At 66.9% G+C, this 13483-nt stretch carries 16 protein-coding genes; 11 read left to right on the plus strand and 5 right to left on the minus strand.

Going from position 1 to position 13483, the window contains the following annotated elements:
- The first annotated feature begins 65 nt into the window (after nucleotides 1–65).
- From FN976_RS21890 to FN976_RS29235, 3 genes are read left to right on the plus strand one after another with little or no spacing between them, the layout of a single operon-like run.
- The gene (locus FN976_RS21890; protein ID WP_255440694.1) at nucleotides 66–761 is read left to right on the plus strand and encodes a penicillin-insensitive murein endopeptidase; all 696 of its coding nucleotides are present in this window, start codon (nucleotides 66–68) and stop codon (nucleotides 759–761) included.
- 10 nt (nucleotides 762–771) lie between these two features.
- Nucleotides 772–1218: an alpha/beta fold hydrolase gene (locus FN976_RS29230; RefSeq protein ID WP_222432862.1), complete on the plus strand. Its 447-nt coding sequence runs from the start codon at nucleotides 772–774 to the stop codon at nucleotides 1216–1218.
- A complete protein-coding gene (locus FN976_RS29235) occupies nucleotides 1215–1463 on the plus strand; it encodes an alpha/beta fold hydrolase (RefSeq protein WP_222432864.1) in 249 nt (82 codons plus the stop codon). Before FN976_RS29230 ends, FN976_RS29235 begins: the two co-directional genes overlap by 4 nt.
- 47 nt (nucleotides 1464–1510) lie before the next feature.
- Here the strand turns inward: FN976_RS29235 and FN976_RS21900 are convergent, their stop codons facing one another.
- Together FN976_RS21900 and FN976_RS21905 are read right to left on the minus strand one after the other, a co-directional pair.
- The gene (locus FN976_RS21900; RefSeq protein ID WP_145895205.1) at nucleotides 1511–2731 is read right to left on the minus strand and encodes a YwqG family protein; all 1221 of its coding nucleotides are present in this window, start codon (nucleotides 2729–2731) and stop codon (nucleotides 1511–1513) included.
- 45 nt (nucleotides 2732–2776) lie between these two features.
- Nucleotides 2777–3703, minus strand: a complete 927-nt coding sequence (locus FN976_RS21905) for a LysR family transcriptional regulator (RefSeq protein ID WP_186511081.1) — start codon at nucleotides 3701–3703, stop codon at nucleotides 2777–2779.
- Nucleotides 3704–3789: 86 nt separating this feature from the next.
- Here FN976_RS21905 and FN976_RS21910 point away from each other — a divergent pair, with 86 nt between their 5' ends.
- The 6 genes from FN976_RS21910 to FN976_RS21935 all read left to right on the plus strand — a co-directional run bounded on the left by FN976_RS21910 (nucleotide 3790) and on the right by FN976_RS21935 (nucleotide 9776).
- Nucleotides 3790–4761 carry a Bug family tripartite tricarboxylate transporter substrate binding protein gene (locus FN976_RS21910; RefSeq protein ID WP_186511083.1) on the plus strand — a complete coding sequence of 324 codons (972 nt, stop codon included), beginning with the start codon at nucleotides 3790–3792 and terminating at the stop codon, nucleotides 4759–4761.
- Complete coding sequence (locus tag FN976_RS21915) at nucleotides 4761–5792, plus strand: amidohydrolase family protein (protein ID WP_145895208.1); 1032 nt, start codon at nucleotides 4761–4763, stop codon at nucleotides 5790–5792. Before FN976_RS21910 ends, FN976_RS21915 begins: the two co-directional genes overlap by 1 nt.
- Nucleotides 5789–6691, plus strand: a complete 903-nt coding sequence (locus FN976_RS21920) for a VOC family protein (RefSeq protein ID WP_145895209.1) — start codon at nucleotides 5789–5791, stop codon at nucleotides 6689–6691. The genes FN976_RS21915 and FN976_RS21920 overlap by 4 nt, the downstream gene beginning before the upstream one ends.
- A 77-nt stretch (nucleotides 6692–6768) precedes the next feature.
- The gene (locus tag FN976_RS21925; protein WP_145895210.1) at nucleotides 6769–7629 is read left to right on the plus strand and encodes a fumarylacetoacetate hydrolase family protein; all 861 of its coding nucleotides are present in this window, start codon (nucleotides 6769–6771) and stop codon (nucleotides 7627–7629) included.
- Nucleotides 7626–9176: a bifunctional 3-(3-hydroxy-phenyl)propionate/3-hydroxycinnamic acid hydroxylase gene (locus FN976_RS21930; protein WP_145895211.1), complete on the plus strand. Its 1551-nt coding sequence runs from the start codon at nucleotides 7626–7628 to the stop codon at nucleotides 9174–9176. Before FN976_RS21925 ends, FN976_RS21930 begins: the two co-directional genes overlap by 4 nt.
- 24 nt (nucleotides 9177–9200) lie before the next feature.
- On the plus strand, nucleotides 9201–9776 hold the full coding sequence (locus FN976_RS21935; protein ID WP_222432865.1) for a YbhB/YbcL family Raf kinase inhibitor-like protein: 576 nt from the start codon (nucleotides 9201–9203) through the stop codon (nucleotides 9774–9776).
- 32 nt (nucleotides 9777–9808) lie between these two features.
- Here the strand turns inward: FN976_RS21935 and FN976_RS21940 are convergent, their stop codons facing one another.
- The gene (locus tag FN976_RS21940; RefSeq protein WP_145895212.1) at nucleotides 9809–10021 is read right to left on the minus strand and encodes a hypothetical protein; all 213 of its coding nucleotides are present in this window, start codon (nucleotides 10019–10021) and stop codon (nucleotides 9809–9811) included.
- Nucleotides 10022–10226: 205 nt separating this feature from the next.
- Here FN976_RS21940 and FN976_RS21945 point away from each other — a divergent pair, with 205 nt between their 5' ends.
- Nucleotides 10227–10418, plus strand: coding sequence for a hypothetical protein (locus tag FN976_RS21945; protein WP_145895213.1), 192 nt, complete (start codon nucleotides 10227–10229; stop codon nucleotides 10416–10418).
- Between the two features lie 108 nt (nucleotides 10419–10526).
- Nucleotides 10527–11324 carry a transglutaminase-like domain-containing protein gene (locus tag FN976_RS21950; RefSeq protein WP_145895214.1) on the plus strand — a complete coding sequence of 266 codons (798 nt, stop codon included), beginning with the start codon at nucleotides 10527–10529 and terminating at the stop codon, nucleotides 11322–11324.
- Between the two features lie 17 nt (nucleotides 11325–11341).
- Here the strand turns inward: FN976_RS21950 and FN976_RS21955 are convergent, their stop codons facing one another.
- Nucleotides 11342–12310 (minus strand): ABC transporter substrate-binding protein, encoded by a 969-nt coding sequence (locus tag FN976_RS21955; protein WP_145895296.1) that lies wholly within the window; start codon nucleotides 12308–12310, stop codon nucleotides 11342–11344.
- A gap of 97 nt (nucleotides 12311–12407) precedes the next feature.
- Nucleotides 12408–13409, minus strand: a complete 1002-nt coding sequence (locus tag FN976_RS21960) for an NAD-dependent epimerase/dehydratase family protein (RefSeq protein WP_145895215.1) — start codon at nucleotides 13407–13409, stop codon at nucleotides 12408–12410.
- Nucleotides 13410–13483 lie beyond the last annotated feature (74 nt).

Below are 13483 nucleotides of genomic sequence, written 5' to 3' on the forward strand. Positions count from 1 at the left end.
AGGTTGGGATGGGGGCGCCCCCCCGCGGCCCGGCTCGCAACGCGACGGCGTAGTATTGCCGCCCTGTGTTCCTTTCGATCGATCAACTGTTGTTGGGATTTGCGCTCCTGGCCTGCGCCCATGCTTCGGCAGTTGCCGCCGAGAGCCGCTGCTTCGGAACCGTCAGCAACGGGCGCATCGAGGGCGCCGTGGCGCTCCCGGCAGGCGGAGCGAATTTCTCCGCCTACAGTTCCCTGGCAGCCGCGGCTGGCCGAACCCATGTGCATTCGCGCGTCGCTGCCATCTTCGCGCAAAGCTACAAGGCCCTCGAAGCATCGGCCCCGGCCAAGACCTTCGTCTACGGCGAGACCGGCTGGCCGTCCGGCGGCCAATTCCGTCCGCATCGAACGCACCAGAACGGCCTTTCGATCGACTTCTTCGTTCCCGTCCTGGATGCCAAGGGGAAATCGGTCGCGTTGCCGACGAAGTTGACCGAGCGATTCGGCTACGACATCGAGTTCGATGCGAACGGCCGTCACGGCGAGTACGCCATCGACTTCCAGGCGATGGCGGAACATCTCTACCAGCTCGACGTGTCGGCGAAGGCGCGAGGCGCAGGTATTGCGCTCGTGATCTTCGACGACAAGTATTTGCCGAAGCTCTTCGCGACGCCACGCGGCGCCTACCTGCGCACGCAGCTTCCGTTCATGAAGGGCAAGCCGTGGGTGCGCCACGACGAGCACTACCATGTCGATTTCGCGATCCCGTGTGGTTCCCGGTAGCACGAGCAAGTTGACTCTCGTGCTTCTCCCCGGCATGGACGGAACGGGCGAGCTGTTCGCGCCGTTCATTGCGGCCTACGGGGGCGCGACGCAAGTGGTTCGGTATCCACCGACGGCCGTATTGAACTATGCCGGTCTCGAAGAGGTCGCGAGATCGGCGTTGCCGCGTGGCGAGCCATTCGTGCTCCTCGGCGAATCTTTCTCCGGTCCGATCGCCATCTCCCTCGCCGCCAGCCGACCGCCGAATCTGCTGGGCGTCATCCTGTGCTGCACGTTCGCGCGGAATCCGCGTCCTTTCCTCGGGCCGTTCCGATCCTTGCTTCCCATGCTCCTGGCAAGCCGCCCCTTCGATTGCTGGAACTTGCGTTATGCGGCCGCTTCGCGAATTCAGGCCTTCGCGATGCGCTGCGCCAATCAATTCAACAAGTCTCCCCAACCGCTTTGCGTGAGCGCTTGAACGCAGTCACGAGCATCGACGTCGTCGAAAAGCTGAAGTCCATTGAAGTTCCGGTGCTGGTCCTCCGGGCCTCGGAGGATCGCGTGGTGCCACCAAGCGCGTCGAAGTTGATCTTGGCTGCGGCCATGCAGGCCGACCTTGAAGAGTTCGTGGCACCGCACTTCCTGCTTCAGTGTGTGCCCGACCAGGCGGCGCGCATCGTGCGGGAGTTTCTCGCGTCGAAGGTGCCGGATCAGCAAGGTTGATGGGCCGCCAGGTTCGTATTCACCGTCGCCCGGATTCCAGTTGCGGGTCAAGTGCATTGCCAGAACAAGCTGCTGTTGCGGCAACTGGCGCACCAAAACGCATAGCACACCCCGCCACTGCCCCAGAGCCACTCGCCGTCATTTTCCGTTGGCAACTCGGAGTCGAGTTGCAATACGAAGCGCATTCGCTCTTCACATCCCGGGCAGGCCGGGTACTCTGCCGATTGAACCCAGGTCGGATAGCCTCCCACGCGACAGAGGTTCTCGCGCGAATTGGAGAGTCCCCAATCCTGCCATCTCCAGCGAGACGGGGTCGGCGTCAGTTGCGCCACGGTCTCTCTCAGCGGCAGCGCAGGAAACTGCGGCACGATATTCCCGACATCCAGAGAGCGCGGGCAGTCGCCGACAGGATGGTGGTACGACAGCAAAGGCTTTTCCCAGCCCAGGCAGGAGAGGCACGTCACGAAAGCGATCGGTTCACACGTCGACTCACCGTTGCCGGCCGGCAAAGGGCAAGTGAGGAGATGGTGCAACTGCCCTCCGCACAGGCCACAGGTGCCAGCGGCGCAGCCACCCACTCTGCATGCAACTCCGGTGCCCTCGACATGCCAGCTCGGGTGCAGTGTCCGCGCGGTCCAGGTCGCACGGGGTGCGGTGAAGTAGCCTTCCGCGAAGATCAGGTGCGAGACCTCGGACGTGTACATTGGCCCGTGAGGCCACGCGAATCCAATTTCCAGCAAGTAGTCGGCGAATGGCAGCTCCAGCGGAACCGCATCGGCCTTGGCCTCGGCCACGCGCAACAGTGTTTCGTGGCGGGTCTCCAGCAGGCAGAGCCAAGCCCTGAGCGCGGCAGCTTCGGAAGGTGGGCATGCCAGCACGTCCAGCAAGTGTTCGCCTGCGGCTTCGCCGGAACTCCTCCATGGCCATTGCTCGTAGTAAGTGTCTTTGTTGGGCCGCGCTTCGAAGATTTGCCCCAGATGGGGGTGCAGCAGATCGGGAAACTGCAGGCTGGCATGGGCCACCAAATCCTCTGCCGCTTGCGACCGTCCCAAACGCTGCAGCGATGCCTCGACCAAGCGTTGGAACTCATCGCGCGGCACGAAACTCAGCGCCGTGTTGAGGAAAGTTCCTCCCTCCGGCACGCGCTCAAGGGCTGATTCCGCAAACAACGCCGCCGCTTGCGGGCCTGATTGCAAGAGTTCAAACAGCCGTTCAAAAGGGCGTGTCTCCCACCGCCTTTGGCTGAAGTCGGTTAACAGCGCATCCATACGTGGTCCCCGGGAATGGCATTGATGATTTGTAAACCAAACAGATCACCGCGGCAGTCCCGCATTCGCCTCCCGCCGGTTGACGTCGTAAAACACCCCCCGCAGCCATTTGCTCGCCGGATCGTGCTGCATTCTCCGATGCCAGAACTGCTGCACATCGATCACCGGCGCCTTGAAGGGCAGGGCGATGCGACGGATCGGCACCAGGCGCTCCGTCACGGTCGCGATGTCTTCCGGCACCGTGGCCACCAGGTCGGTGCCCGGTAGCAGGGCCAACAGGCTCATGAAGTGCGACAGCTCCAGCGTCACATGGCGCCGCCACCCCTTGGCTTCGAGGAAGCGGTCGAGCGCATGCTCCCGGCCGTCGGGCCGCACGACCACATGCCGCGCTTCCAGGTACTGCTTGCGCGTGAGGCGCTCGACGCGCGGGCCGGACTTGGCGCACGTGATGCACGCATAGGAAGTCTTGAAGAGGCCTTGCTGGAAGAAGCCCGCCTTCTGCAGATCAGGGAAGAAGCCCACCGCCAGGTCCGCTTCGCCCGACTCCAGCGCCTGCGCCGCCGCCTGCCTTGGCAAGGCGCTGGCCAGCAGGCGCACTTGCGGCGCCTCCTGCCGCAGCCTGCGCAACACGCCGGGCAGGAAAGCCACTTCGCCGATGTCGGGCGTGAGGATGGTGAAGCTGCGGTCGGCACTGGCCGGATCGAACTCGGCCTGCTGCAGGATGTCGGTCTGGATGGACTCCACCACGCGGTGGATGGCTGGCGCCAGCTCCAGTGCGCGCGGCGTGGGTTTCATCTGCGTGCCGGCGCGCACGAACAAGGCGTCGTCGAAGGTGGCGCGCAGGCGCGCGAGGGCGGCACTGGTCGCCGGCTGGCTCAGGCCCAGGGCCTCGCCCGCAAGGCCCACGCTGCGGTGGCGCGCCATGGCGTCGAACACCACCAGCAGGTTCAGGTCAACAGATCGGATATCCATGGCATGGATTCTATGAATCCACGGTATCGTCTGGCCAGATGCAGGGGAAGTCCCTAGCATGCGAGGCAATCAGGAGACAAAGCCCCATGCAACGCAGAGACTTCGCCCGCGCGGCGGCGCTATTCCCATTCGCCGGCGCGGCATGGGCCCAGACCCCGGCCTGGCCCCAGCGCCCGGTCAAGTTCATCCTCTCGCAACCGGCTGGCGCGGGCCCGGACATCCTGGCGCGCTACGTTGCCGACCAGCTGGGCAAGAGCTGGCCACAGCCCATCGTCATCGAGAACCGCCCCGGCGGCCAGAACGTGATCGGCGCGCAGGCGGCGGCGCGCTCACCGGCTGACGGCTACACGTTCTACTACGCGACCACCGCCGCCATGGTGACCAACGCCTTCACCTTCAAGGCACTGCCGTACGACCCGGTGAAGGACTTCGTGCCGGTCCGCCTCGTCGGACGCAGCCCGTTCGTCATCGCCGCGGCTTCGAGCTTCCAGGCGAAGGACCTCGCCGAGGTTTTCGCCAAGGCGAAAGCGGCGCCGGGAACCATCACCATCGCCACCGAAGGGCCCAAGACCTTCTCCGGCATGCTGGCCGACAGCGTGGCGCAGATGGGCGGCGTGAAGTTCAATCACGTGCCGTACACCAAAGCCACCGATGCGATGCAGGATGTGATCGGCGGCCGCGTGCAGCTGGTGTGCCTGCCGGACGCGGCACTCACGGCCTACCTGAAGGCGGGCCAGGTGCGCGGGCTGGCGATCAGCACGGCGCAACGCCAGGCCGACCTGGCGAATGTCCCCACCCTGGCCGAGACGTTCCCGGGCTTCGAATACACCGGCTGGAACGGCGTGTTCGCCCCGGCGGGCACGCCGCCCGACATCGTCGCGCGTGTCAATCGCGACCTGGAAGCCGTGCTGAAGCAGCCCGAAGTGACGCAACGCCTGCTGGCGCTGGGGTCCATCGCGGAACAGAAGATGTCGGTGCCGGAGTTCGAAGCCTTCATGCGCGGCGAGCGTGAGCGCTGGGCGCAGGTCGTCAAGACGCTGGGCATCACGGCGGAGTGATGGCCGGCCAGATCAAGTGCGCCTGCGGCATCGACGTGCATGCGCACGTGATCCCGCACGACTTCCCGTCGTATCTGGGCGCCAAGGTCCCGACGGACTGGCCTTCGATGGCGCCGGCCCACGAATGCCACCGCAACGTGATGATCGCGGGCAAGGTCTACCGCACCGTGTCCGACAAGTGCTGGGACACCGCCAAGCGGCTCGAAGACCTGCCGGGCATGGGCCTGGCGCTGCAAGTCGTCTCGCCGATGCCGGAGCTGCTGTCGTACTGGATGGCGCCCGCCGACGCGCAACCCTTGCTGCGTTACCTGAACGACCAGATCGCCGGCATGGTGGACGAGAGCAACGGCCGCCTGGCTGGGCTGGGCGCCGTGCCGTTGCAGGACGTCGACCTCGCCATCCGTGAACTGGAATACGTGATCAAGACGCTGGGCTTCCCCGGCGTCGAGGTCGGCAGCAACATCAATGGCGCGCCCATCGGTGCGCCGCAGTTCGATCCGTTCTTCGAAGCTTGCGAGGCGCTGGGCGCGGCCGTCTTCGTGCATGCGATCCGGCCGGCCGGGATGGACCGCCTCGTTGGACCAGCGCCGCTGCAGCAAGTGCTGGGCTATCCGGGCGATGTCGGCCTGGCCGCTGCCTCCGTCATCACCGGCAACCTGCTGGTGCGCCGGCCCAAGCTGCGAATCGCGTTCAGCCACGGCGGCGGCACGCTGGGCCTGTTGCTGCCGAGACTGCAGCAGGGCTGGGGCGTCTTCCCGGCCTTGAAGGACAGCGTGGCCGAGGCGCCGGTGGACCAGGCGCGCAAGCTGTTCTACGACACGCTGGTGTTCGACATGCCGACGCTGCGCTTCCTGGCCGACAGCTTCGGCAGCTCGCAGCTGATGATCGGCACCGACTATCCATTCAATTTCCACGATCGCACGCCGGTGGAGCGGATCGAAGCCGCCGGCTTCGACGAGGCCACCGTCACCGCGCTCGTGCAGGGCAACGCCGAACGCTTCCTCGCGCGGCAGAAAGACACCGTCTCATGAGCTCCCCCTGGATCGCCGGCCTGCGCAGCGTCGCGCTCAACGTGCCGGACCTCGCCAAGGCCGAAGCCTTCTACACCGAGGTGTGGCACCTCGAGGTGTCGCACCGCAAGGAAGGCGCGGTGTACCTGCGCGGCAGCGGCACCGACCATCACTTGCTGGCGCTCTATGCGGGCGGCGAGCTGCCGCAGCTGCGCCAGGTGACGCTGCGCGCGCGCAGCGCCGAGGCCCTGCAAGCCGTGGCGGAGGCGGCGCCGCGTGCCGGCGGCACCATCCTCTCGCCGATCGGCCCGCTGACGAAGAATCCGGCCGGTGGCACGGGTCTCACGCTGCGTGACCCGCACGGCCGCATCTTCCAGGTGGTGCACGGCGACCGCACGCACGAGGCCAGGGAGCCCACGCGCGACCGCCCCATCCGCCTCACCCACGTGGTGCTGAACAGCCATGCCGTCGACGAGACCAAGGCCTTCCTGGAGCAGGCCCTGGGCTTCACCCTGGCCGACCGCACCGGGATCATGGCCTTCATGAACTGTGACACCGACCACCACACCATCGCCATCGGCATCACCGACAACGACGCGCTGAACCACATCGCCTTCCTGATGCCGGACTACGAATCGGTGATGCGCGGCGGCGGCCGCATGAAAGATGCCGGCCATCCGATCCAGTGGGGCCCCGGCCGCCACGGCCCCGGCAACAACCTCTTCAACTACTTCATCGATCCCTTTGGTGTCGTCATCGAGTACACCGCCGAGGTGGAGCAGGTGGATGACTCTTACCAGCCGCGCGGCCCCGAAGACTGGAAGTGGCCCCCCGGCCGCGTCGACCAGTGGGGCATCTCCCCGCCGCCCGGTGCTTCCTTGAAAGAAGCGCAGCGGCGCGTGTTGTTCGTTCCCACTTAGCCGTCATTCCCTTTTGGCCGTCATTCCCGCGAAGGCGGGAATCCAGGGCTCCCTTGATTCCGACTGAAAGCTGCTCAATGAAACTCACCACCTACCTGCGCGACGCCGCGCCCCGCCTCGCCCTCGTCGACGGCACCGACCTGATCGACCTGAACGATGCGCAGCCGCAGGTCCCCTCCGATCTGCGCCTGGCGCTCAAGGCGGGCGTCGACCTGGCCGCGGCCGCGCGCGCCGCACTCTCCGGCAAGCGCGTCGCACTGGCCAGCGTGAAGCTCGCCCCGCTGGTGCCTGAGCCCGGCAAGATCGTCTGCCTGGGCCTCAACTACTTCGACCATGCCAAGGAGGGCGGCCGCGAGAAGCCGGACTACCCGTGGTTCTTCTTCCGCGCCGCATCCTCCCAGGTGGCGCACGGCGAGGCTGCGTGGTTGCCGCAGGTCTCCACCAAGTTCGACTACGAAGCCGAACTCGCTGTCGTGATCGGAAAGAAGGTCCCGCGTCACACCAGGGAGGCCGACACGCTGCAGTACGTCTTCGGCTACAGCTGCTACAACGACATGAGCGTGCGCGACTACCAGAAGCGCACGCCGCAGTGGACCATCGGCAAGAACTTCGACCGCACCGGCGGCTTTGGCCCGGTGCTGGTGACGGCCGACGAACTGCCGGCCGGCGCCGTGGGCCTCAAGATCCAGAGCCGCCTCAACGGCCGCGTGATGCAGGACGCGAACACGAGCGACATGATCTTCAGCGTCGCCGAAACCATCGCCTTGCTGGCCGACGTGCTGACGCTGGAGCCGGGCGACGTGCTGGTGATGGGCACGCCGGCCGGCGTGGGCCAGGCCCGCACGCCACCGGTGTGGATGCAAGCCGGTGACACCATCGAGATCGACATCGAGCGCGTGGGTCTGCTTTCCAATCCCATCGTCAACGAAGCGCAATGACGGCGGAGACTGTCTACGACGTCGCGATCGTCGGCTACGGCCCGGCGGGCGCGGTGGCCGCGGGTTTGCTCGGGCAGGCCGGGCTGAGCGTCTACGTGTGCGAGCGGCTGCGCGAGGTGTACGCGATCCCGCGCGCGATCTCGATGGACCACGAGATCCAGCGCGTCTTCCAGCAGCTCGGCGTGATGGATGCCGTCGCGCCGTACTGCGAGCCGTTCACGCCATCCGAGTTCTACGGCGTCGACGGCCAGCTGATCCGCCGCATGACGATGGTCGCGCCGCCCTACCCGCAGGGCTACACGCCGTCCGTGGTTTTCACGCAGCCGCCGGTGGAGCGGGCCTTGCGTGCCCGAGTGGCGGAACTGGACAACGTGACCGTGGAGCTCGGCGTGGAGATGGCGCGCGTCGCGCAGGACAGCGATGGTGTCACGCTGGACATCGTCGACGGCGCTGCAACCAAGCAGGTGCGAGCGAAGTATGCGATCGCCTGCGACGGCGGCTCCAGCACGGTACGCACGCAGCTCGAGATGCCGCTGGAAGACCTGGATTTCGACGAGCCCTGGCTCGTGGTCGACGTGCTGGTGAATGAACAAGGACTCGCCAAGCTGCCGAAGACGAGCGTGCAGTACTGCGAGCCGGAGCGTCCCTGCACGCTGGTGATCGGGCCGAAGAACCATCGGCGCTGGGAGATTTCGCTGAAGCCGGGCGAGGACCTCAAGCAGGTGGCGACGGAGGAGGAAACCTGGAAGCTGCTGGCCCGCTGGCTGACGCCGCAAGATGGGCAGTTGTGGCGGCAAGCGAGCTACCGCTTCCATGCCCTCGTGGCCGCGGCATGGCGCAAGGACCGTGTGTTCCTGGCGGGCGATGCCGCCCACATGCAGCCGCCCTTCCTGGGGCAGGGCATGTGCCAGGGCATCCGCGATGCCGTCAACCTGTCGTGGAAGCTGGCTCCGGTGCTGCGCGGCGAAGTCGGGGGAGCCGCCGGTGAAGCACTTCTGGACAGCTACGGCATCGAGCGCAAGGCGCACGTGCGTGAACTCACGAGCCGCATCAAGGGCGTGGGCGCGGTCATCTGCGAACGGGACCCGGCGAAGGCGCGCGCGCGCGATGCCAAGCTGCTGGCCGACTGCGGCGGCGTGGTGAAGGACACACCGAGGCAGGACATCCTGCCCCGCCTGGAACCCGGCTTGCTGGCGCAACAGGACCATCCGGCGCGCGGCAGCCTGTTCCCCCAGCCGTGGTTGCTGGCTGGTGGCGGGCGTCGGCAGATGGACGCCATCGCCGGCAACGGCTGGCGCCTGGTGCTGGCGGCAGGAGTTTCGCTCGACGAGTCAGCTTCATGGCCCGGCCTGCGATTGGTGTCGCTGGACGCGCAGCCCGAGGCGGACGGCGTGGCTGCGGCCTGGTTCCACCGGCATGCCTGCGTGGCTGCGTTGGTGCGGCCGGACAACTACGTGTTCGGCTTGGCGGCGGACCCGGCGGATGCCCGTGCGCTGGTCGACGAAGCCGCGCTCGCGCTGGGCTTTGCCATGACGTGCCCCGCCTGATTCATCAACGACGAGGAGACTCCCTTGAAGCAACAAATCTCAGCCGTGCTGGCTGCGGCCCTGGTAACCGGCTGCGCAGCCACCGGCAACGTGGCGCCGCCTGCGGGCCCCGTGTTCACCCTCTGGTCGCCTGCGTTCGCGGATGGCGCGCAGCTGGAGCAGAAGCACGCGGGCAACGTGCCCACCAACCCGAACTGTGTCGGGCAGAACGTGGCGCCGCCGCTCGCCTGGACGAACGTCCCGGCGGGCACCCGCAGCTTCGCGATGCTGGTGTACGACCAGCAGGGCCGCAACGGCCTGGGTGTGGCGCACTGGGTGGCGTACAACATCCCCGCCACGGTGACCGCCTTCGCGGACAACGAGATCAGTGGGCCTTCCCCCAAGTACACCGGCGGCAAGAGCACCTTGAACCTGCCCAACTACATGGGCCCGTGCCCGCCGGTGAATACCGGCAAACATCACTACGTCTTCACGGTGATCGCCACGGATGTGGAACCCGGCGCATTGCCCGCCGGGTTGACCATGCAGGAGCTGACCGAACGCCTGGCCGGGCGTGCCAAGGGCAGCAGCAGCATGGTTCTGCGCTACGGGCGGCCCTGACGCGTCCCGGTGGTGCTGGACATCCCCGGGCGTCAGGTCGCCGACGGCTGGCCGTCTCCGCCGCGCTTCGGGCTGGCCGATGCGCGGCCGCGCTCCCACTCCTTGAGCCGGCGAAGGGCGCTGTCCGCGCCTTTGCCGCTGTGCAGAGCCTGCTGGGCCTGATCCTTGCCGCGCGCTGGCTGCTGCTGCTGTTGCTGGTGCTGCCTGGGGGGCTTCTCCTGCGGCGGTTGCTTCTTGGGTTTCATGCTGGTCCAAAACGACAGTCCAGCAAAGATAGGCAACCCGCGTCGAGGAAGCTGCGGGACAGTTCGCCGAGAAAGCGTCGGTTGCCGCTGTCGCGCTGTCGGCCGGGAAGACGCGGCGTCGCGGCTGTCGCGGCCGCCCTGACCCGTCCTACCTGGGCCGCCCGCCAGCTCCCGCAGGATGACGTCAAAACACTGGGAGACCGCGATGAACGAACGCAGGATGGGCGACCGCGAACCCTGGCGGTGTCCCGAACGATTCAATCCCGACAACGAGGGTTGGGCACGGCCCGTGAGCCGCCGCCGGCACCATGAAGGGGCGCTGAAGGAAGTCGCGGGGGCCGCGCGAGACTTCGGCAAGCGGCTGCGCCAGATCCTCGTCACCGACAAGCCGCACTAGCTCGCGACGGGCCGCCAGCCAGTCTGTTCCACCAGCTTCACGAGTCCGCCGCGCCGCGACGGTTGACCGGCGCGCCCAACTGGCTCACCATGTGCCTGCGAGGCACCCATGAAACGCGGCCGCTTGTCCGAGACGGTGGGGCCGGCCCCACTGAGTGAACGGCCGGAGGACTGGCTCGGCAACACGCCCTTGCTGGACTTGTCCGATCCCAAGCTGCGCCTCAAAGCGCGGGCGTTGACCCAGCTCGCCCGGTCCGACCGGCAGAAGGCCCTGGCCATCTATGCCTTCGTCAAGCGCCTGCCCTACGCCAAGCGCATCAAGCTCGAATATCCCACCGCGGCCGACGTGCTGCGGCAGCGCAGCGGCGACGGCGACGACAAGGCCACGCTCTTCGTCGCCTTGCTGCGCGTCAGCGAGATCCCCGCGCGCATCCGCTACATGGAGATGAACGGCGTGATGCTGCGCGGGCTGGTGCCCAGCCCCGATCCGCCGGATGCCGCGCGCCCGGTGCTGGAAATCTTCCTGGACCGCTGGGTGCGTACGGACACCTACATCTTCGATGCGTCCTACGTCTCGGGCGCCCTGCGGCACATGGAAGAACGCGGCTGGGATTGCGGCTGGGGACTCCACCGCGACGCCGACATGCTCTGGAACGGCAAGGACGACGCCTTCCTCGGCGGCCATCCCATCGAGAACGATCCGCTGCTCAAGCGCGTGCTTTGCGTCGTCAGCGATCCGCTGCAGCTGGTGGCCCCCGCGCTGCGCGCCAACGGCTATCGCTACCGGCGCAGCGTGCTGGCCATCCAGTGGAACATGCTGGCCCCCGCGATGAGCCGCTCGATCGGCCGGCTGCGGGCGGTGCGGGTGGTGACCTCGGTGCACCCGCGGGAAGAGCCGCAGACCTGATCGCGGGCGGCGCGGCGTCAGTACTTCCGGTTGGGGAATTCCTTGGCGGCCACTTCGGCTGGAAACACACCCTCGATCGACTTGATCCAGCGCGGCAGCTGCTGCCCGGCGGCGGCCTTGGCGGCCGCTTCCATCAACTGGGGGCCGAGCAAGGGGTTGCATTCGACGCTGACGTTCATCTTGCCGGCGATCATCGCCTCGAAGGCGCCCTTGACCGCATCCACGCCGATCACCAGGATGTCCTTGGCGGGCTTCAGGCCCGCTTCCTCGATGGCCTGGATCGCGCCGATCGCCATGTCGTCGTTGTGCGCGTACAGCACGTTGATCTTCTTGCCCTCGGCCTTCAGGAAGGCCTCCATCACCTCCTTGCCCTTGGCGCGGGTGAAGTCGGCGGTCTGCGAGCGGATGATCTTGTAGCGCGGATGGGCCTTGAGCACTTCCTCGAAGCCCTTCTTCCGTTCGATGGCAGGGTCGGACCCCACAGTGCCCTGCAATTCGACGATGTTCACGGTGCCGGTGGTGTTCTTCGTGTGCCCGAGCAGCCATTGCGCGGCGCGCCGGCCTTCCTCGACGAAGTCCGAGCCCACGAACGTGGTCCAGGTGGAGGGATCCTTCACCACCACGTTGCGGCTTTCCAGGATGACGGGGATCTTGGCGGCCTTGGCCTCCTTCAGCACGGTATCCCATCCCGTCGTGACGAGCGGCGCCAGGATGATGACGTCCACCTTCTGGGCGATGAAGGAGCGGATCGCCTTGATCTGGTTCTCCTGCTTCTGCTGCGCATCGGAGAACTTCAGCTCGTACCCGGCCGCCTGGGCGGCGGCCTTGACGGAGTCGGTGTTCGCCGTGCGCCATTCGCTTTCGGCGCCGGTCTGCGCGAAGCCGATGACCAGCTTCTTGCCGGCGGCCTGGCTCCAGGCCGGGGTTGCCCATGTGGCGGCCAGCCCGGTGGCTGCCAGTGCCGCGGCAAAGCGGCGTCGCTTCATCGTGTTCATCTGTGTCTCCTCGCGTTCGTCTCGATTCAATGGACAGCAGCACTTCAGGTGTTGCAGGCCGCCCGGTGCTGTGGCGGGCGGCCGGAGATCAACCGGGGTACCAGACCACGCGCGGGTCGTCTGCCGCCCGTTCATGCGCCCACGCGGACTCGACCAGCCGGACCATGTCGAATTTCGGCCGCCATCCGAGCAGGAACTTCGCCTTGGTGTTGTCCAGCCAGGTGGAGCGATAGGGCGTGCGGATCGGCACGAGTGGCACGCCCCGCGTACGGGCCAGGTACTCGCCCAGCACGCCGTAGTCGATGGGCTCGTCCATGCACACGTTCATCAGCTGATGCCGCGCGCGCGGCGCATCGAGGGCCAGCAGGATCGCGTCCACCAGGTCCTGCACGTGGACGAAGTTCCGCTGGACCGGCCGGTCTTCGGGGTCGAGCATCACCGGGACCGCGCCGGTCCGCACGTGGTCCCGCGCTTCGCTCTCGGACACCAGGTCGCGCCAGCGCGGGCCGCCGAACACGTCCTCGCCAAACGAGAGGGTGAAGCGGAAATCGTCCTTCTCCATGATCCATGGGGCGCGCAGGCAGCAGCCGTTCAGGCCGTACTGGATCTGGTATTGCTGGAGCATCACCTCCTCCAGCACCTTGGACAGCGCGTAGCAGCCCGGATAGGCGGTGTGCGGCTGGCTCTCCACCACCGGTGCCGGGTGCGCATAGTGGAAATGCCCGACCGCGGCGTCGCCGCCGACCAGCACGAACTGCCGGAACGTGGGGCTCGCGCGGCAACCCTCCAGCAGCCAGAACATCCCCTTCACGGCGACGTCCATCACGTCATCGGGTGTTTCCTTGCTGGTGGCCAGGTGCAGGACGTGCGTGACGCCGTCGAGGGACCGCTGGACGTCCGCGCGGTCCTGGATGGACCCGTGCACGCACACCAGGCCTTCCTGCGGCGGCAACGTGCGCTTGTGGCAGAGCGCCCGCACGCGAAACCGCTCACGCTCAGGGCCCTGCAGCAGGCGCTCGATGAAGGCGCGGCCCACCTTGCCGGTGGCACCCGTCACGAGGAGGAGGGCAGGGGAATGGGGCTGTGGCATGGATGTCCAACGGGAACGAGGTCGTTCCTGTTGTGTGGTAAGGCCAATTATAGATTTATATAAAATTGGCCTGA

The sequence above is a fragment of the Caenimonas sedimenti genome (assembly GCF_007833165.1).
In the GTDB taxonomy this organism is placed as follows: Bacteria; Pseudomonadota; Gammaproteobacteria; order Burkholderiales; family Burkholderiaceae_C; genus Ramlibacter; species Ramlibacter sedimenti.